This window comes from Streptomyces luteolifulvus, from assembly GCF_008806595.1.
Lineage (GTDB): Bacteria > Actinomycetota > Actinomycetes > Streptomycetales > Streptomycetaceae > Streptomyces > Streptomyces luteolifulvus.
Map to the genome: position 1 here is coordinate 61,159 of NZ_VZRB01000019.1, position 19,400 is coordinate 80,558.

General features: G+C 69.4%; 15 protein-coding genes and 3 pseudogenes. 9 read left to right on the forward strand and 9 right to left on the reverse strand.

All coding sequences use genetic code 11. The annotated features are described in order from the left end of the window. Positions 1–89: 89 nt before the first annotated feature. From F7R91_RS25240 to F7R91_RS25250, 3 genes and pseudogenes are all read left to right on the forward strand, one after another. Positions 90–1,616 (forward strand): sugar ABC transporter ATP-binding protein, encoded by a 1,527-nt coding sequence (locus F7R91_RS25240; RefSeq protein ID WP_150951459.1) that lies wholly within the window; start codon positions 90–92, stop codon positions 1,614–1,616. A 389-nt stretch (positions 1,617–2,005) separates the two neighbouring features. Continuing rightward, positions 2,006–3,862 (forward strand): serine/threonine-protein kinase, encoded by a 1,857-nt coding sequence (locus F7R91_RS25245; protein ID WP_225320771.1) that lies wholly within the window; start codon positions 2,006–2,008, stop codon positions 3,860–3,862. 378 nt (positions 3,863–4,240) lie between these two features. After that, positions 4,241–4,893: pseudogene (locus tag F7R91_RS25250) on the forward strand (transposase); the annotation flags it as partial. 415 nt (positions 4,894–5,308) lie between these two features. Here F7R91_RS25250 and F7R91_RS25255 read toward each other — a convergent pair. The 9 genes and pseudogenes from F7R91_RS25255 to F7R91_RS25290 form a co-directional block, all read right to left on the reverse strand. Continuing rightward, positions 5,309–5,791 carry a hypothetical protein gene (locus F7R91_RS25255; protein ID WP_150951461.1) on the reverse strand — a complete coding sequence of 161 codons (483 nt, stop codon included), beginning with the start codon at positions 5,789–5,791 and terminating at the stop codon, positions 5,309–5,311. A 232-nt stretch (positions 5,792–6,023) separates the two neighbouring features. Then, on the reverse strand, positions 6,024–6,524 hold the full coding sequence (locus F7R91_RS25260; RefSeq protein ID WP_225320772.1) for an ATP-binding protein: 501 nt from the start codon (positions 6,522–6,524) through the stop codon (positions 6,024–6,026). Positions 6,525–6,692: 168 nt separating this feature from the next. After that, positions 6,693–7,055 (reverse strand): hypothetical protein, encoded by a 363-nt coding sequence (locus tag F7R91_RS25265; RefSeq protein ID WP_150951463.1) that lies wholly within the window; start codon positions 7,053–7,055, stop codon positions 6,693–6,695. A gap of 747 nt (positions 7,056–7,802) precedes the next feature. After that, a complete protein-coding gene (locus tag F7R91_RS44300) occupies positions 7,803–8,216 on the reverse strand; it encodes an ROK family protein (RefSeq protein WP_191971639.1) in 414 nt (137 codons plus the stop codon). Beyond that, positions 8,194–8,715: pseudogene (locus F7R91_RS44305) on the reverse strand (ROK family protein); the annotation flags it as partial. The gene F7R91_RS44300 and the pseudogene F7R91_RS44305, both read right to left, overlap by 23 nt. Beyond that, positions 8,715–9,494, reverse strand: coding sequence for a glucosamine-6-phosphate deaminase (locus F7R91_RS25275; protein WP_150951467.1), 780 nt, complete (start codon positions 9,492–9,494; stop codon positions 8,715–8,717). The gene F7R91_RS25275 and the pseudogene F7R91_RS44305, both read right to left, overlap by 1 nt. 1 nt (position 9,495) lies before the next feature. Continuing rightward, positions 9,496–9,957, reverse strand: a complete 462-nt coding sequence (locus tag F7R91_RS25280) for a putative PEP-binding protein (protein ID WP_225320773.1) — start codon at positions 9,955–9,957, stop codon at positions 9,496–9,498. Next, the gene (locus F7R91_RS25285) at positions 9,954–10,220 is read right to left on the reverse strand and encodes an HPr family phosphocarrier protein (RefSeq protein WP_150951469.1); all 267 of its coding nucleotides are present in this window, start codon (positions 10,218–10,220) and stop codon (positions 9,954–9,956) included. Before F7R91_RS25285 ends, F7R91_RS25280 begins: the two co-directional genes overlap by 4 nt. Before the next feature lie 47 nt (positions 10,221–10,267). Then, the gene (locus F7R91_RS25290) at positions 10,268–11,512 is read right to left on the reverse strand and encodes a PTS transporter subunit EIIC (RefSeq protein WP_225320774.1); all 1,245 of its coding nucleotides are present in this window, start codon (positions 11,510–11,512) and stop codon (positions 10,268–10,270) included. 316 nt (positions 11,513–11,828) lie between these two features. Between F7R91_RS25290 and F7R91_RS25295 the strand changes: the two genes are divergently transcribed. The 6 genes and pseudogenes from F7R91_RS25295 (at position 11,829) to F7R91_RS25320 (ending at position 19,182) form a co-directional block, all read left to right on the forward strand. Next, positions 11,829–12,557, forward strand: a complete 729-nt coding sequence (locus F7R91_RS25295) for a GntR family transcriptional regulator (protein ID WP_202425622.1) — start codon at positions 11,829–11,831, stop codon at positions 12,555–12,557. Positions 12,558–12,836: 279 nt separating this feature from the next. Continuing rightward, positions 12,837–13,007, forward strand: a pseudogene (locus F7R91_RS25300) (IS110 family transposase); the annotation flags it as partial. Positions 13,008–13,383: 376 nt separating this feature from the next. Then, positions 13,384–14,916 (forward strand): site-specific integrase, encoded by a 1,533-nt coding sequence (locus tag F7R91_RS25305; protein ID WP_150951471.1) that lies wholly within the window; start codon positions 13,384–13,386, stop codon positions 14,914–14,916. Further along, positions 14,913–16,646 (forward strand): hypothetical protein, encoded by a 1,734-nt coding sequence (locus F7R91_RS25310; protein ID WP_150951473.1) that lies wholly within the window; start codon positions 14,913–14,915, stop codon positions 16,644–16,646. The genes F7R91_RS25305 and F7R91_RS25310 overlap by 4 nt, the downstream gene beginning before the upstream one ends. A 41-nt stretch (positions 16,647–16,687) precedes the next feature. Then, positions 16,688–18,778, forward strand: a complete 2,091-nt coding sequence (locus F7R91_RS25315) for an integrase (protein WP_150951609.1) — start codon at positions 16,688–16,690, stop codon at positions 18,776–18,778. After that, positions 18,775–19,182, forward strand: a complete 408-nt coding sequence (locus tag F7R91_RS25320; protein ID WP_150951475.1) for a hypothetical protein — start codon at positions 18,775–18,777, stop codon at positions 19,180–19,182. Before F7R91_RS25315 ends, F7R91_RS25320 begins: the two co-directional genes overlap by 4 nt. Positions 19,183–19,400 lie beyond the last annotated feature (218 nt).

The window sequence follows — 19,400 nt, forward strand, 5'->3', positions numbered from 1 at the left end:
TTCTCCACCGGCCAACCGGGCCGACCGCCCACCCCCGGTATCTCCGCCATTTCAGACGTGACGACACATATACAGAGGAATGAGTGTCCATGCCCAGCGACATCAGACTCCAGCTCTCGGGCGTAACCAAACGGTTCGGTCCCGTCATGGTGCTTGATCACGTCGACTTCCAGGTGCGCGCCGGACAGGTACACGGGCTTATCGGACAGAACGGTGCGGGAAAGTCGACCCTGGTCAAGACGCTGGCCGGTCTGTACCCGGACCACGGCGGCCTGATCACCGTCGACGGCAAGCGCGCGACGCTTGGCAGCCCACGCCAGTCCAGGGCGGAGGGAATCGCTGTCATCCACCAGGAGTTCAGCCTGGTGTCCGAGATGACCATCGCCGACAACCTCCTCCTCGGACATGAGCCCGGAGGGTGGCGCTACAGCCGACGGGCAGTCCACAACCGGGCCCAGGCCTTGGTCGAGCAAGTCGGCATCGAGATCGGCGAGAGCCTCGACGCGAGCGTCGGCACACTCAGCCCGGCCATCCGCCAACGCATCGAGATCGTGAAGGCCCTCGCGGACGATGTGAAGGTACTCGTCATGGACGAGCCGACCGCCCGCCTGTCCGAGGCCGAACGGCAGTCCCTCTTCCGCGTCGTACGCGACCTGGCAGACCGCGGCGTGGGGCTGGTGTTCATCTCCCACTTCCTCGAGGAGGTCCGGGAGGTGACCGACTGGCTCACCGTGATGCGCAACGGCAAGGCCATCGCGTCGCAGCCGACAAAGTCGCTGTCGGTGGTCCAGATGGCCGAGCTGATGCTGGGGGAGAAGTTCAAACAGACCTTGGACGAAGAAGTCGCCTCACATCACGCCGACGACCAGCAGCCCGTCGTCCTGGAGGCGGATTCGGTCAGTTGCGGACCCCGCCTTCGCGACGTCACCATAAGCCTGCGCGCGGGCGAGATCATGGGTGTTGCCGGTCTCGTCGGCTCCGGCCGGACCAGGCTCTGCCGAGTGCTCAGCGGTGCCGAGAAGCCCACGAGCGGACGCCTTCGCCTTCGCGGCAACCAGGTGTCCTTCACAACCCCGCGCAAGGCCATCGCTCACGGCGTGGCACTCATACCGGAGGACCGCAAACACCAAGGACTGAGCCTGTCTGCACCGCTGACGTGGAACCTGTGCCTCATGGCCATGCACCGCCGACTGGGCCGCTGGGGCGTCGTACCACGCAGTGCGGTCCGGCGCCTGAGCACACGCCTCGTCGAGGACTTGGAAATCTCCCCGGGCAACATCGACGCCAACGCCGCGACACTCAGCGGCGGCAACCAGCAGAAGGTCGTCCTCGGCAAGACGTTTGCCGCCAATCCCGACGTGCTCATCATCGACCAGCCCACCGCCGGCGTCGACATCGGCACAAAGGCACAGATCCACCGTCTCCTGCGCGAGCGCGCCGACGCCGGCGCCGCCGTCCTCGTCGTCTCGGACGACCTGGAAGAGCTGTACGCGCTCGGTGACCGCTTCCACGTCCTACGGCAAGGGCGAACCGTCTGGCAGGGCACCTCGGCCGACGTCACCCACGAGCAACTGGTGCAGCTCATCTCCTCAGGTTCGTCGCAAGAAAGTGCCTGAACCGCCGACTTGTATGGGGGTAGCGGGACGCGGTCGGGTTGGCCGCTCGTAGCGTGCCGTAGGACGCCGGGCCGGGTGACTCGTGAACCGTCTGCCGCCCTTCAAGGCTGGCTCTCCCGGGGTATGACGCCGGTCCGGAGCCCGTCCGCGGTCTGACTCAACAGGGCCGTGTCCCGGCCGGTAGGTTCCGGAAGTCGGCGTGTCGGCCGTGGCTGCCCTGTCGTCCGGCGTGGGGCAGGGTGCGGGGTGCGGTCCTCTTCCCCGAGGTGGTGGCCGTCGCCGGGTCCTGTGACCGCCGCCAGCACGCCATCGACACGGTCTTGAAGTCACGGGCATCATCAGTTTACTGGTCATGACCAGAACCTACCAATTGCGGGGAGTCGACGCGTATGAATACCGCCGGAACGAACGGCCACTTGAAGCCGCTGGGCCCTGAGGATCCGAGGGAGATGGCCGGTTACCCGCTGCTCGCCAGAGTTGGCGAGGGCGGCATGGGGACGGTGTACCTCTCCCGTACGCGGGGCAACCAGCTCGTCGCCCTGAAAGTGATCCGCCGTGACTACGCCCAGGACCAGGCGTTCCGCCGCCGTTTCGAGCAGGAGGCGAACGCCGCCCGCCAGGTGCGCGGCTACCACATCGTCCCGGTCGTCGACCACGACACGAGCGGGGCGCAGCCGTGGCTGGCCACGACGTACGTCCCCGGCCTCGCCCTGGACGAGGTGCTGGCCGTGTACGGGCCACTGTCGCTGCACGCGGCGCTGCAGTTGACCGGCTGCGCGGCGGAGGCGCTGCACGCCGTGCACAAGGCCGCGGTGATCCACCGCGACATGAAGCCCAGCAACATCCTCATCGGCTCGCAGGGGCCCTGGGTCATCGACTTCGGCATCGCCCGGGCCGCCGACGCCACCCAGCTCACCCGCAGCGGCGGGCTCATCGGCACGCCGCAGTTCATGTCGCCGGAGCACGCGAGCGGCCGGGACCTCACACCCGCGACCGACATCTTCTCGCTCGGCCTGATCGCGGCGGTGGCCGCGACCGGCCGCCACCCTTATGGAGACGCCGGTGCCATCACACTGGCCACCCAGATCGCCAACACCGAGAACCGGCCGCCGGACCTGACCGGCTACCCAGAGCCGCTGCGGACGATCCTGGAGCGCTGCCTGGCAGCCGACCCCGGGACGAGACCCACCGCCGCCGAACTGACCACGTTGTGCGAGGAGTTGAGCGGACGGCCGCTGCGGGACTTCACCGACTGGCTTCCGGCACCGGTCGCGGCGGACATCGCAGAGCGGGAGCGGCTCGCCGAGCAGCCGCACGGCATGGGGACGACCGTACCAACGGGTGCGGCGGGCGGGACCGTACCTCCGGTTGCGGGCCCTGCGGCGAGTCCCTCCGGGTATACACCCACGTACGTGCCCCAGCCTCCCAAGAGCCCCGCGCAGACCTCGCACCAGGCGTGGGCTCAGCTCACACAGGCCGCCCCGCCCGGGCCCGTACCGCCCCCGCCCCCCGGGCTGGCAACGGGGGTCGGGAGGGGAACAGGGCCGGGGTCGGCAGCCGGATCCGGGACGCGGCCCCACACCGGACTGGCGTACCGGCCGCAGAGCGCCGCCCCCCTCAGCCGGACTCCCCTGGTCATCGGAGCCACCGCCCTGGCCCTGGTGGTGATCACCGCGGCGGCCATGCTCTTCAAAGACAATGACGACGATGACGGGAACGGCACGCAGACCCAGGCGAGCACCGGGCAGCAGACCTCGTCGGCCCAGCGGTCCCCGACACCGGACTCCACCACAACACCCACCGGCGCCGCTACGGGGTCGTCCATAAGACCGGTCGCGGACTCGCTTCTCGTCCAGGACCAGCCGTTCGTCATCCACTGGCCCACGACGGGCTACGTCGACGTCGACATAGACACTCCGAAGGCGATCCCCGCACCCTCGGATTCGGATCCCGCGGCCATCGAATGGTTCTACTCCTTGTATGGACCGGAGTTCGGTTTCGTGACCCCCACCGGCATCAGCGCGGGCAAGGATCCCGAGCAATGCAGGGCGGCAGTCGACAGCAACGCCCTGCCGGGCAAGCTCGACAGCCAACAGATCGAGAACACCCTCACAGAGGGAGCGGTGCTCTGCACCGTGACCAAGCAGGAGAATCTCGCGATGATGGAGATCACCGACGTCACCGGCAAGAGGGGGAAGTGGGATTTCCAGGGGAAGGTCACCGTCTGGGGCACGGTTTCTCGCTGACCTTGAACACGTGATGTCTTGATCACACGGACGTTCTCCAGCGGGGCCGACATGGAGTCGGCCATGACGATCAGCTCCAGGTCCAGTCCAGACGTCAGGTGCGTTTTCTGCCCCGGCTGCGCACCGGAGCCCGCGCAAGGAGCGCCCCATCAGTCCCGATCTTGTGGCTCAGCATGACCTCATTGAGGCAACCCCCTTGATCGACGTACGGCGGGACAGCGTCACACCGAATCCGCGGTCCGGGTGGCCGAGGGAGCAATGCTCAGGACTTGTGGATCGGCTCCCCGGGAGCACCCGAAGGGCGTACCTTCCCGGGTGATTGATCGACAAGTCACCGAGTAGGCCCACGTTCGCAGCCCGGGTCGGGGAAGCACGCCCGTGCTCAGCGTAGTGAACGCCGACGGTTCGACCGAGTCCGGCTCCTTGATCGACGAGATCGTGCGCGAGGGCGCTCGCCGGATGCTCGCCGCCGCGCTGGAGGCCGAGGTCAACCAGTACATAGCCGAGTTGGCCACCGAGACGGACGAGGCCGGGCCGCCTGGTGGTCCGCATCGGCCACCACCGGCCCCGCACCGTGACCACCGCCGCAGGTCCCGTCGAGGTCACGGCCCTGCGCGTGAACGACAAGCGGGCGGACGCGGCCACCGGAGAACGGATGCGGTTCTCCTCGGAGATCCTGCCGCCGTGGTACCGCAAGTCGCCCAAGGTCAGCCAGGTGCTGCCGCTGCCCTACCTGCACGGGTTGTCCTCGGGGACTTCGTGCCCGCGCTCGAGCAGTTCCTCGGCTCGGCGGCCGGCCTGTCGCCGGCCACCGTGACCCGGCTGACGAAGCAGTGGCAGGACGACCACGCCGCTTTCCAGCAGCGCGACCTCGCCGACAGCGACTACGTGTACGTGTGGGCGACGGGGTGCACCCCAAGGTCCGGCTCGGGCAGGCGCACTCCTGCGTCCTGGTGCTGATGGGTGTACGCCTGGACGGCACTCAGGAGCTGATCGCGCTGGCCGAGGGGCTGCGGGAGTCGACCGAGTCTCCGGAAACGACCTCTGAGGTCCAGGGCGCCGCTGGCCACTCGACCGTGAGTCCCATCGCCCTGCTTCTTCCAGCTCGGCGATCAACTGAGGCCAGGTGGCCGCGATTCCGGGGTGGAGGTGTAGCGAGTCGATCTCGACGGGGTTACCCATGGGCGGGCGGTGCCTGTGTGGCTGATCATGCGCGTGAGAGCGAAGCCGGCGGGGCGACGTCTGGAGTGCACCGAAGGACTCGGCAACGTTCCGGCGCTGTGTCCCCTGCTCGCCTTCGTCGACGACCACTGGCGCTCCTGACTCGACCAGACTGACCAGCGGGGACCATACCGCCGTTACGGGCGGCCGCCACGAGTCTTGTCCCCTCGGTGAAGATGCTGGCGCGTGAGTCCGTCCGCGCCGGTCGACACCGCCCATGGCGCGTCAATGAGAACGGCCCGGCCACCTGGCGTGGCGCTCAAGATCGGATCGTGCAGCATCAAGAAACGCGTTGCGCGTCGGGTGCAGGAAGTCGCGGACCGGCTGAGCCCCCGGACCGTGCCAGAGCAGATGATTGACCGTCTGGGCGAACGCGTGAGCGGGCTGCGCAACAGTCGGCTGGCACAGCATGTGCAGTGTCTTCTGCGCCGCCCAGAGGCGATCCTGGACAGCCTCTGCCCTTCGGCGCCACTCGTCATCATCTGTGCGTACCGGGTGTTGCTCCATCGCGGTGCGTTCAGCTTCCTGCGCTATTTCGAGGAAGGTGACGAGGTAGGACAGCCGCTCGTTGCGTCGAGCCTCCTGCCGCGTCGCGTGGTGTTGGCGATCCTGCGCGCGGTGACTTACCCATTGTGCTGCGAACGAAAGCGCGCCTCCGACGGTCACACCGATCAGGGCAATGGCCGATGTCCATGCTTGTGTTCCCATGGCCCCTCCACGAACTCAATGCAAGTCCCGACACGTTCGGTGCGGGCAGGACGGCTTCCCTCTCGCCGATCGGAGCTGCGTGCCGGGTCCGGTCCACGCCCCGCGAGATCAGGGAAGGCGATGGCTTGTCGGTGCGCGCAATACGGGCTCATCCGCACCGAGCGCCGTCCCGCCCCCACGTGTGTCGCCGCAGCCGCAGGCCGGGCCATGCCTGGGCAGGGGGAAGCCGTAGTCAAGGACACAGCTCAGCCCATCGTGTAGCGCCCCTTTCATGTGTGACGGTGCCGTGGCACGTGGCGAGGGCGGCGACGATGTACATCCCGCGGCCGTGTTCGTCCCTCGGGTCGGTGTGCGAGGGCAGGGGGGGCTGTGGGCCACCGTCGGTGACCTCGATGCGAAGGGCGCCCCATCGCGTGCAGCGGACCCGCAGGGCTGCCGGCGGGAGAGCGTGGACGACGGCATTGGTGACCAGCTCGGAGATGATGAGAAGCGCGTCGTCGCATGCCGAGGGCGGCACGTGCAGACGCGCAAGGAAGTTGTGCGCGAGGCGGCGGATCCGGCTGACGTCTTCGGCGCCGGTGCCCATCAGGACGAGGTACCCGGCTTCTTTGTCATCCGTGCCGGGCCAGGGTCCGTGGCGCTGGGCCTGACCGGAACCGGCGGCCGTGACGCTGGGATCCGCGTCGAGCAGTTGCACCGGCCCGGTCGGTTCAGGGAGTACTTGGGTAGTCATGACAACCTCGCGCCTTCCGCAGGGGGCCGAGCGGTCTCCCGACCCCCCCCTTACTGGTACTAACCAGATATGACCAGATTGAACCCCGGGTGGAGAGGTTGTCAATTGGGTCCAAGGAGTTTTTTCGGGATACCTCAGGGCGAACGGCGCGGAGGGGGATGGCATGCATCAGCGGCCGCTCCGCATCCGGGCACGGAAGGCCCGACGATGCTCCCTTTGGATTTGCTGCAGGGGGTCGCCGTCGAGTTCCCAGGGCCAGCTGGTGGCGACTGCCGAGATCGCCTCGAAAACCGGCCATGCCTCGCGCGGGCGCGTGGCTTGCATCAGGACGTAGGCGAGGAGGTTGAGGTCGGCGAGTGCGGCTGCGTGCGTGAGGTAGCCCGGCTGCGGCCAGGTCTTAAGGGCTTGGTCGACGACCGCGAGCTCCTGCGGCTGGTTCCAGTGCCGGTGCGCGGTCAGCGCCGGGATCCCGCCTGCCGTCAGGACCCGGCGGTACCGGTCGAGGGAGGAGGTCAGGCCGAGGGCTGTCACGGGACTCCCTGAAGGCACGGTGATAGCGACGGAGTCGAGGAATTGCACGGTCAGGGCGTTTGAGCCGCATTCCTCCGGAGAGACGTAGTGCAGCATCTGCAGGTGCGCTTCCCGATTCCAGGGGTCGCGTGCCTTGACGGCTTCCCACACCGGCTGCACGGCCCTCCCGGGGGCTCGCTGCAGCCGCTGGCAGCTGAGCAGGGCAATCCAGGGGGCAGGGTCCGGGGGCGCGAGCTCCGCCGCGCCCCCGGACCACGTTTACGGTGCCTTCGATGTCGAGGCCCGCGCCGGTGGAGCGGGCCCGGTGGAGGTCGGCGAACACCTGGAGGAGCAGGGCGTCGGCGTTGGTGGGATCCCGGTTTCGCCACTGGCGGGCGAGGACGGGGGCTTGGGGCAGGGCGCTCAACACGAGCAGGCGGTGCATGCGCCGGTCCCAGTCGTGTCCGGGGTCGCGCAGTGCCTGTTCGATGGGGTAGGTGAGGGCGCCACGGTCGTTGGCTTCGGCCAGGTTGTCGCCCTGGGCGGCGATCTGGGCCTCAAGGTGGGTCAGGGAGCGGGCGAGCTGGCTGTCGTCCAGTGGTGGGCACAGTCGGCGCGGTGGTCTTGGGCGTCGTGTTCGGGGCCACATGGTCACCTGGTCCTTCCATCCGGTGGTGTGGTGCGGCAGCGGACCGGTTTTCCGCTGCCGCACGGCGGCAATCCGGCTGCCCTTGGGCCTGGGGGGAGGCGTCCCCGCAAGGGCTCAGCTCACCTTGGCCGGGGCCGCGTCCATGGCTGTCGCGGCGTGCAAAGCCGCTCCGAGGAGCCCAGCGTCCGCGCCCAGGGGGAGATCTCCACGGCTGGTGCGGTCCGCCAGGCCAGCCCTAGTTGCAGGCTCCTGCGGACAGGCGCGGCGAGGCGGTCTCCGGCCGCTGTCATTCCGCCCGCCAGGACGATGCGTTGGTGATCGAGCAGGAGGGTCGAGGTGACCAGTGCCCGGCCGAGGGCGTCTGTCGCCTCGGCCCAGACGCGGGCGGCGACAGGGTCGGTGTCCAGGCTCGCGGTGATGTCGGCGGCGGTGTCCGCGCTGTTGCCGGTGCGGGCGGTAGCGGCGGACCAGGGCGCCGGCTGCCGTGTAGGCCTCGACGCATCCGCGCTGGCCGCAGGCGCACAGTTCGCCATCGGCGTGGACAGGGATGTGGCCGAACTCCCCGGCAGTGCCGGTCCCGCCTCGTGTCAGACGGCCGTTGCTGACGATGCCCGCGGCCAGGCCGGTGCCGAGCACGACCACGAGCAGGTCGCTCAGGCCGGCGCCGAGCCCGTGCTGCCGCTCGGCCAGGCAGGCGGCCCGGACATCGTGCTCGAGGGTGACGGGCAGGCGTACGGCGTCGGCGGCAGCTGCGGCCAGGGGTGTGTCGCGCAGGCCGAGGTTCGATGCGAAGCGGATGATCCCGGCGTCGGTGTCGATCAGCCCGGGAGCGCAACGGCCGACGGGCCTGACACCAGGGCGGATGAGGACGGTGGCCGCCTTGATGACCGCAGCAGTGACGGCGTCGGGCCCCTTCGGGACAGGGGTGGGCAGCCGTAGCGTTTCCTCGGCGATCCCGTGGGCCCCGTAGCGGGCTGCTTTGATCGTGGTGCCGCCGAGATCGACGGCGACCACGTGTGCGGGGCGTGTCATCAGTACCTTTGGCCGACGGGCTTGTGGCGGGCGATGCAGCGGTAGTAGGCCTGCTGCTCCAGCCGGGAGGCGGCGATTTCGTCCACCACGACGGTGACGTGGGGGTGCAGCTGGAGGACCGAGGCGGGGCAGGCCGCGGTCACGGGGCCTTCGACGGCAGCGGCCACCGCGCGGGCCTTGTGCGGGCCGGTGGCGACGAGCACGAGGTGGGATGCGTCGCCGATCGTTGCGAGGCCCTGGGTGATCACGTGGCGGGGCACGCCCTCGATGCTGCCGAAGAAGCGTGCCTTGTCACGGCGGGTGTCGTCGGTGAGGGTCTTGAGCCGGGTGCGTGAGGCCAGTGAGGAGCCCGGCTCGTTGCAGCCGATGTGACCGTTGACCCCGATTCCGAGTATCTGCAGGCCGACGGGCCCGGCCTCGGTGAGGCAGCGCTCGAAGCGGCGCGCTTCCGCAGCGGGGTCGGGCGCTGTGCCGGACGGCAGATGGAGCCGCGCAGGGTCGAGGTCGACATGATCGGCCAGTTCGCGTTGTATGACGTGGGCAAAGGAGTGCGGGTGAGCGGGCGGGAGACCGACATACTCGCCGAGCAGGAAGGCCTCGACGCCGGCGAAGCTGAGGCCCTCGTGGCGATGGCGGCGGGCCAGGTCCCGGTAGACGCCCAGGGGCGAGGAGCCCGTGGCCAGGCCCAGCGTCCTCATACCGTCCGCCAGCGCCTGGTGGACGATGCCGGCGACCGTGCGGTCGGCGTCGTCCGCGTCAGGGCGGATCACCACCTCCATCTCAGACCTCCCGCTGTTCGCTGCCTGCGGGCAGGAACGTCCGGCTCATCCGCTGCGCGGTGGCGCGCGCCGCGTCCGGTTCCCTGGCGTAGAGCGCACTCGCGGCCAGGTTCTTGCACTGCTCCGAGGTGAGACGGGCAAGTGCACCACGGACCGCGGCGACGGCCGGGGCGGCCATGGAGAGGCTGCTTGCACCCAGCCCGGCAAGGACGGGGGCAAGCAATGGGTCGGCGGCCACGTCACCGCATGCGTCGGCGCTTGCCCTTCCGCCGTCCGCAAGGGTGGACAGCTGCGCGGTCACTTCGGCCAGGGCCGGTCGTATCCGCTGGACTTCGTGGGCGGGGTTCTCCCCCGGCGCTTGTTCGGGATCGGGGATGACCGGCGGCGTCATGCGGGCCAGGGGTGCACACGGCAGCCCGGGGCTGACGCCGTAGCCGGTCATCGTGGTGGGGGTGGGGCTCACGCGTCGAGTTCCTTGCTCAGCAAGTCGGCCAGTTCGTCCAGGACGGCCTCGGCTTGTTCGCCTTCTGCCGCCAGGGTGACCTGGTCGCCGTAGCCGGCGGCGAGCGTCATGACGCCGAGGACGCTGTCGGCGGCCACTGGGTGCTTGCCCGCGGTGGCGATCGCGACCGGCAGGGGCGCTCGGGAGGCGGCCTGGACAAAGGTGGCGGCGGGCCTGGCGTGCAGGCCGCTGCGAAAGCCGGTGGAGACGACGCGCTGCGCCATGAACGGGAATCCTTAATCGAAGGGGACGGGGGCCATTGCGCAGTCGGTCACGCCGCGGGCTGGGGCCGGAGGTCAGAATCGGTTTCCGGGTTGTCCTGGTTGTCGTCCTCGCGGCCGGGGGTGCGCAGGTTGAAGCGGCGGATGACGAAACGGAACAGCACGTAGTAGAGGACGGCGTAGCCCAGGCCGATGGGGATCAGCAGGAGCGGGTCGGTGGCCTTGCCCCAGTTGAGGACGTAGTCGATGAGGCCGGAGGAGAAGGTGAACCCGTGGTGGATGTCGAGGGCGTTGACCAGCGCGAGCGACGTTCCCGTCAGCACGGCGTGGACCAGGTACAGGGGCCAGGCGACGAAGAAGAAGGCGAACTCGATCGGCTCGGTGATACCGGTGAGGAAGCTGGTGAGTGCGGCCGAGAGCATGATCCCGCCGACGGCCTTGCGGTGCTCGGGCCGGGCCTCGCGCCAGATGGCCAGGGCGGCAGCGGGAAGGGCGAACATCATGATCGGGAAGAACCCGGTCATGAAGATGCCTGCCTCGGGATCGCCGGCGAAGAACCGGTTCAGATCCCCGTGCTTGCCCTCGTAGTCGCCGAGGATGAACCACACGACGGAGTTGAGGATGTGGTGCAGGCCGAACGGGATGAGCAGCTTGTTCGCCGTTCCGTAGATGCCGCCGCCGACGATGCTGTTCTCGTCGACGGCCTCGCCGACAGCGGTGAGGCCGTTGTTGAACAGCGGATACACCAGGCTCATCAGGACCCCGACCACCAGTGCGGTGAAGGCGGTCAGGATGGGCACGAGCCGGCGGCCGCTGAAGAAGCCGAGATAGGGCGGTAGCGCGGTGCGGTAGAAGCGCTGCCAGAGCATCGCGGCCAGCAGACCGATGACGATGCCGCCGAGGACTCCGAAGTTGACGACGGCCTGCTCGCCCGCGAGGTCCTTCTTCCCCTCCAGGACGACCGGGGACATCGCGGTGAAGACGCCGTCGAGGACGAGGTAGCCGACCACCGCGGCCAGTGCTGTGGAGCCGTCCGCCTTCTTGGCGAACCCGATCGCGATGCCGACCGCGAAGATCAGCGGCAGGTGCGTGAACAGGGCTCCGCCGGCGGCGGAGATCACGTGGGCGGTGTCCTTCAGGGCGGAGAACCGGCCCAGGACGTCGTCCTGCCCCAGCCGGAGCAGCAGACCCGCGGCGGGCAGCGTGGCGATCGGCAGCATCAGGCTGCGGCCGAGTTTCTGCAGGCCGGCCAGGCCCGGACGGCGGCCTGCGGATGTGGACGTGTCGGTGCTCATGACGAACCTCGAAGGTGAGCGGAGGATGGGAGGCGCGGAGAGCCGGGCAGGAATGCAGCAGCGCGCGGGCTACTGATAAGCCGAACCCAGTTGGTATTGTCTGGTCATGACCAGTTGCCCCACAGGATGGCCCTGGGGGAAGGGCATGTCAATGCCCTGGGGCGGCAGAAGTCCAGTCCGGCGCGACGCGCGCATCCTCCACCCCTGGCGGGCACGGGCAACGCCGCTGCGGAACAGCGAGCACATGCATGCTGCATACTGGTAGTAACCATCCAGGGGGCGTGACGGAGCCTCCGGAATCGAAAGTGGGGTCGCAGTGACTGCACAGCAGATCGCCGGCAAGGGCATGCTGCCCAAACACGCGCAGCTGCGCGCGATCCTCGTCGACATGTGCACCAACCAGCTCTCCCCCGGCGATGCACTGCCCAGCGAGCGGAAGTTGTGCATCGACCACGGGGTCAGCCGGGTGACGGTGCGCGAAGCCCTGGGCCAGCTGGTGGCGGAGGGCCTGGCCGTGAGGGTGCACGGGCGCGGCACCTTCGTCGCCGAACGCACCCACCGCTCAGAACTGGGCCTGGCCTCCTTCCACGAGGACATGCGTCGGCTTGGGCTGGAGCCGGGCACCGTGGTCCTCTCCATCAACCAGGAGCCCCCCACGCCGGCCACCGCCCAAGCCCTGCGGATGACCGAGGAACAGCAGGCCTGGCACGTCCGCCGCCTCCGGCTGGCCGACAGGACGCCCATCTGCGTCGAGGACGCCTGGTACGACGCGCAGCTCCTGCCCGATCTGGACTCGGTCGATTTCACTGCCTCCGTCTACGACACCCTCGACTCCCGCTTCGGACTCCCCGTCGACCGAGCGGAACAGACCGTCGGAGCCGGCCCTGCCTCCACGGAGACAGCCGCACTGCTGGGCATCCCCAAGGGAACTGCCGTCATGACCTTCGACCGCATCGCCTTCAGCGGCGAGCAGCCCGTCGAGCACGCATACTCCTGGTTCCGCGCCGACCGCTACCAGCTGCACATGACCCTCTCCGATCACTGACCCCGCTACGGCCCAACTGCCCCCCGACCGGACACAGGGGACGACAGGATCCCCCTCGTCACCAGCGGCTGAGCCCGTCCTACCTCCAAGCGTGGGTCTGAGCTGGTCATTCGTAAGATCGGCGGACCCAGAGGTTCTGGGTATGGCTGTGAGCCTGTCGCCGTTGGATGGCTCAAAGAACTTGGCCGCCCGGAGCCCCGCGACGACTCGACCGCTCATCGGGATACGTGACTCGATCGCTGTGCAGGCCAACGACGGCGAGGTCGTCTGCGGGACCGTGTGTGGCGAGCTGGCGGAGGTGACCGTACCCAGATCCGGGCCGGAGTGGACATCGGCAAGGAACACCACCACTGCGTGGTGTTCGACGAGCGGGGTGAACGCCTCCTTACCCGCCGGGTCCTCGACGACGAACCAGCGCTGCTGAAGCTGATCGCAGACGTATGTGCTCTACTCACGCGGTCTTCCACAACGCCCTGGACATCGCCGCGCACGCACCTCACGGCCAGGGATCAAAACCACCTACTGAGCCGTGGACCGCGCCCTATCGTGCGGGTGGAGTTGAGATCTTGATCTCGAACCAGGCACTGCGGCCGGCCTGGCTGGGCGTCGGTGGAGCCGTCGGATCATCAGCGTGAGGGCGGCCCAAGTGGTCAGTGATTCGCTCATCTCGGGCAGACGTTCGTCATCGCGGCACGAGGGTCCGCGTGATCCACGACCACGAGCACGCTCGCACTACACCGCTCGATAACGTCCTGCCGCTCGCCAGCAGTCGTGGACCCCACTTCCCTGATGATTGAGCGAGTTCAAGCGTCAGGGGAGGCGTTGGTTGAACGAGTGGCATGTGGTGCGTGTGCCGGATCCGGAACGCTGGGGGACGCTGCCGCCTGAGGGGGTCCTGGGGGTACAGGACCTGCCGGCGGCGGTCGCCTGGATCGGTCTGCGGCCGGGTGATCCGGTGTTCGTGGCGCCGGACGGCACGGTCGACCGGGATCTGCTGGACTTCGTCCGCTCCCACGAGTTTCGGAACCTGGAGCGGGAGACGAAGCGGAACTACGCGACGGACATCCGCCCGCTGCTGACCTTTCTGTCTGCGCGGCGGGTGCCGTGGCGGAGGGCGACGCGGCAGGACCTGGCGGACTACCGGCACTGGAGGTGCCGGGCTGCGGAGAATCCCGGCCGGATCGGCGGGACGAAGTGGGACCGGGAGGCGTCCGCGTTCACCAAGCTGTTCCGATGGGCAAAGGTCTACCCGCTGCCGGTGGACGTCTCGCGGAGCGAGGACCGGGCTCCGGACTCGGTGAGCTCGCGGGTGCTGTGGCTGACGCCGCGGACCTGGGGCTTGTGGTCGGACATCGGGCTGCGCGGCCACAGCCGCGCCGGGTTTCCGGCACCCGGGTGGGAGTCACGGACGGAGCTGCGCAACACCAGCTTCGTGCAGCTGCTGCTCAGCTCCGGCCTGCGCCGGCAGGAGGGCGGCGCGCTGCTCACTTTCGAGTTGCCCAGCCGGCGCCTGCGCTTTGGCCGCTACTGCCACGGTCACGTCGCCGCGGCGCTCACCCGGGCGAAACAGAGCCGGGTCTTCTACGCGTCCATCGACGCGGTCGGCCAGGTCGAGGCTTACGTGGAGTCGGAGCGGGCCTGGGCGGTGCAGCGCGCCCAGGCGGCGGGCCGCTACGACCGGCTCCCCATGATGCGGCTGGTCACGAAGGTGACCCGCGGGCTGAAGCCGCGGATCGAGTGGGTCGACGCCGACGGTATCGTCGGCGGACAGGAACTTGGCCGCCTGGACTGGCGCGAGCGGCAGTGGCTGTTCCTCGAAGGGCCGGACGGGCCGGAGCCTGCATGGTTGTGGCTGACTGAGCAGGGCCTGCCCATGGTCCCGGACCGGTGGAACGGCGTGTTCAGGGCCGCGAACCTGCGGTGCGAAGAGGTCCTGCTCACCGAGGAGGAGCGGCAGATCAGCCGGGAGTTCCGGCTGGCGGAGGTCCGCGGGAAGAGCCCGCACGCCACCCCGCATGCCGCGCGGCACTCGTACGCCCTCTACATGCTGGTGGTGCTGAACCAGCTGATGGACTCCCGCTACGGGCTCACCGCCGCGGACCGGCGGGACTTCGCCCTGCTGTTCGGTGACCCGTGGTGGCTGGTGAAGACCCTCCTCGGGCACGCGGACGTGGAGATCACGAAACGGCACTACCTCGCGCCAGTCGCGCACCTGCAGCTGGAGTCGATCCTCGCGGCCGCCGAGACCGACGACGACCAGGAGCAACAAGTCGAGGACCTGGACGGCGTGTTCGCACGGCTGGCCCGGGAGTCGGAGGGCATCCAGGACATCGACCGGCTGCTGGAGGCAGGCTCGTGACCGGGCGGGGACGGCGGGCCGTCCTGCCGCCGGCCGACCACCGCACCGAGCCGCTCCTGGCCCCCGACGGGCTCGTGGTGACGGTCGTCAACAACGCGGGATACACGAAGGCGTTCGACTTCGCTGAGCTGCCGGTCCCCGAGCCGATGCAGGGGTCGCTGGCGACGGTGTTCGCCGCCCGGGCGCCAGGATGGACCAGCCACGCGACCGCCCAGGGCTACTGGATCGCGCTGAACGCGTTCGCCCGGTTCGTCGCCGAACTGGACCAGCCTCCCGAGGACCTGGGGGATCTGACCACCGCCCAGCTCAAGCGCTGGCGCGCCCGGCACATCGCCACCAACACCGGCAAGAGCGTGCTGCGGCAGATCAGGCCGTTGCTGACGGCAGATCCGCGGCTGGCCAGCGGGCCGGTCGCGGAGGAACTGGCCCGGCGCATCCCCAGCCCGAGGCCGGTCGAGAAGTCCTATGACAAGCAGGAACGGGAGCGGGTGGTGCTGGCCGCACAGCGGCAGTTCCGGTCCGCGCTGCTGCGGATCCGGGAGAACACACGCCTGCTGGAGAGCTGGCGCGCCGGCGAGCTGGTGGAGGGCAGCCGGGAATGGCGGATCGGCCGGATCCTCGATCACCTCGCGCGCACCGGCGAAGTGCCCACCACGATCACCTCGGGCGGACATCACTGCGTGAAGAACCGCGTGCTGCTGGGAGGCAGCGGAGCGGAGTCCACATGGGGCCGGTTGTTCTTGTCGCGCTCGGAGCTCACGGCACTGGCGGTGCTGCTGACCGACCGGTTCGGGTGGAATCTCTCCGTCTACGACTGCCTGCCGGCACCGACCCGGGCGCCGTCGGTCGGCGAGACAGCCTCGGTGACCTACCAGCTGCAGATCGAAAAGCGCCGCAAGGGCCGCGGCCACTGGTTCTCCACGGAGAACATCACCGACTCCGGGGCCGACTCCGCCGGGCGGCTGATCACCCAGGCGCTGGAGGCCACCGCTCACGGCCGTGCACTGGCCGCACGCCTCGATCCAGGCATACGGCTGCTGATGGTCGCGCGGATGCACTACCCCACGCGCCGGCACCAGCACACGGAGCGGCCCCGGCCGGTGGGCCCGCTGGCCTTCGGTGTCGGCCATGGCGATGCGCAGTGGTGGGCGCAACGGCACGGGCTGGGCGGAGCTCCGTTCCGGCGTACCCGACGGACGACCGTGACGCGCGAGGGCCGCCCCCTTCAACACTCCCCAGGCACGCATCAAAGCGTCTACATGCTCCCCGACGAGCAGGTGCAACGCGCCTCACAGAGCGTCTTCGAGGCCGGCGCCAGCGAGGCCCTCGCCCAGGCACGGGCCGTGGTGTTCGCCGGCCACGTCGTGGGCGCGCCGGATCCTGCCCACCAGCAGACGGTGACCGGGGACTGCGCGGACGAGACGTCCAGCCCCTGGCCTGGCCCGGAGGGCGGCTGCACCGCAGACTTTCTGCTCTGCCTGGCCTGCCCCAACGCCCGTGTCCACCCTGGGCATCATCCCCGGCTCGCCCACCTGCACCAGGTCCTGCAGAGCCTGCGATCCCCTCTGCCCGATGGCGCGTGGCAGCAACGATGGGGCGAGCACGCACTGCGGCTCGATGACCTGCGCGACAAGGTCGGGCCCACGGCCTGGACAGCGGCCCTGGCCCGGGTGGACGACGCTGACCGCACTCTGATCCACCTCCTGGTGAAGGGAGAACTCACCCCGTGACCAACGGCGCCATTGCCGAGCTCGACCCGTACGTGCTGTCCATGCCCGCCCCGGACAGCCCCGTGGTGCTGCCCGAGTGGATCAGCCCGGGCAACACGCACCCGAACTCCCGCTACCAGGACCCCATCTGGTCCGTGGCCCCGCTCATCGACAACCCCAGCACGAGCCTGGGCAAGATCCACTGGAGGAACTGCCCCGAACCTTTGCGGGACGAGGTGAAGCTGGTGGCCTGGACCATGATCAACGGTCAGCGTCGGCCCACCTACCTCCAAACCCGAGGAGTCCAGGCCCGGGCCCGCACGTCCGCGCCGCACATGCGTGCCAGCTGCTGGGAGTGGATGCGGCTGGCCCGCTGGCTGCACAAGCGTCACATCACGAGCCTGGGGGCCTGCACCGAAGCCGAATGGCGGGCCTATGCCGGCGAGCGCCTGGTCCAGGTGTCCCGCGACTCCGCGGCGATCCTCTGTACCCGCTTGACGGACCTGTGGGCATTCGACCAGCTCAGTGCCCGCCCCTCCGGCATCAGCCGACCCCCCTGGGAGACCGAAGGGGTGGACGACTTCCTTCCCGCCGCCGATAGCACGGGCCAAGGCGAGAATGCGACGGAGCCGCTGGACCCGCTGGTGCTCGGGCCGTTGCTGACCTGGGCGATCCGGGTCGTCGACGACTTCGCCGACGACATCCTGGCGGCATGGACCGAACGGTGCCGCCTGGCCAACCAGGCCGCCACCAACACGGCCACGCCTCAGACCTTGGCGGCGCTCGAGCAGTGGCTGCTCCCACTGGCCCAGGGCGGTGGACCGCTGCCCGCCAGCCCGGTGGGGAACACCTTCCGGGTGGCCCGCAGCTACGTCGCCGCTCTCACCGGCGCCAGCGTCCCGCAGACCGCGAGGTTCATCCAACGCCACGACCTGCATCAGGTAGCAGCGAAGCAGCCGGGGCCGTGTCCACTGGATGTTCCGGTCACCGGTCGGATCAACGGCAGGCCCTGGCGCGAGCACCTCGACTTCAACGAGGCAGAGGAACTGACGCGGCACCTGAGCACCGCCGCCGCGATCATCTGCCTGTACCTGACCGGCATGCGCCCGCAGGAAGTACAAGGCCTGCGCTCCGGCTGCTGCCCCGAGCCAGAACCCACCGCCGACGGCACCCGAGGACGCCACCTGATCCGCAGCCACCACTACAAGAACGTCACCGACGACGACGGCAACCACATCTCCGCCGGCGAGGTCCGCCGCGTCCCCTGGGTCGCGATCACACCGGTCGTCCACGCGATCCGCGTGCTGGAGCGGATGGTGCCGCCTGGGGAACTCCTGCTCAGCGCCGCCCACCACGGCACCTGCGGCAAACAGGGCGCACTGAAGAAGGAGACGCTGACCAAGCGGATCGAGTCCTTCGTGGACTGGGCCAACCACGAAGCCGAGCTGCACGGGCTGCCCGACCAGACCATCCCCGAGGACCCTCACGGTCCGATCAGACTGGGCCGGTTCAGACGGACCTTGGCCTGGCACATCGCACGGCGCCCCGGAGGCCTGATCGCCCTCGCCATCCAGTACGGCCACATGCGCACCGTCTTGGACGCACGCACCTCCAGCGCCTACGGCTCCCGCGGCCGCCGCGGCATCCACGCCATCCTCGACGTCGAAACGGCACTGGCCGCCGCCGACACCGCCGCGCGGTTGCGGGACCGTGCCGCGGCCGGCGAGAAGATCTCCGGTCCAGCCGCCCGCAGGGCCCTGACCGCCGCCGCCCACGCCCCGCGCTTCGAGGGCCGCCTCGTCCCCCGCACCTTCGCGAGAAAGGCCAGCGCCTTCCTCGCCCGGGACGGCATCGTGCTCTACGACAACCCCGACGCGTTCCTGATCTGCGCGTTCAAGCACGACAACGCTCTGTGCAAGCCGGAGGAAGGCGCGACCGCCCCGCGGCAGTACGACTGCCGGCCCGGCTGCGGCAACACCGTCCGCACCGACACCCACGCCCGTCTCCTCCGCGAACGCGCCGACGAACTCGACCAGCTCGCCGCCCACGCCCCCGGCCCGATCGGCAAGCGCCTACACGTCAACGCCGACCGGCTGCGCGCGACAGCCGACACACACGACGCCACCGCTCACCCTGCCGAGGCCCTCACGTGAACGATCAACACCAGGACGAGCGCGCCCGCATCCGCCAGGCCATGGACCGGCTCCTGGCCGGTGAGGCCACCGCCTCCAACGGCAGCCTCACCGTGGTCGCCCTCGCCGCTGAGGCGGGCGTGCACCGCATGGCCCTCCTCCGGAGGCACACCGACCTGAAGAACGAGTTCTACGAGCGGGTGCGCGCCGAGACCCGACAGGTCCCGGAGCACGAAAGACGTCTGCGGGAAACCGTCACCAGGCTCAAGGAGACGGTCGCCCGTCAGAAAGCCGAGATCGAAGAGCTTCGCCAGCTGGTGGCCAGGCTCACCCTCGCCAGCGCCGTGCTTCTCCAGAACGATGAGCAGGCACTGGACCCACCTGCCGCCGACAACGTCGTGCCACTGCGCCGACCACCAAGCTGACGCGTGCGGCGGTTTGGGCACGCGAGAGCGGCCGCGGGCGCACCATGACACCGGGCCCGACGTCACCACCCCGGTTAGAGCGAGCCTTCGATCCCCGATCCAGGAATCGCTTCGGTCCAGCGGCGCCGGGCTTCGCAGCGCATGGCCGGGAGCCTGTCCAGAGGACTGTGGCTGTGCGACGATGGCCGGACAAGAGATTGACCGGTGTCCTGCCGCCG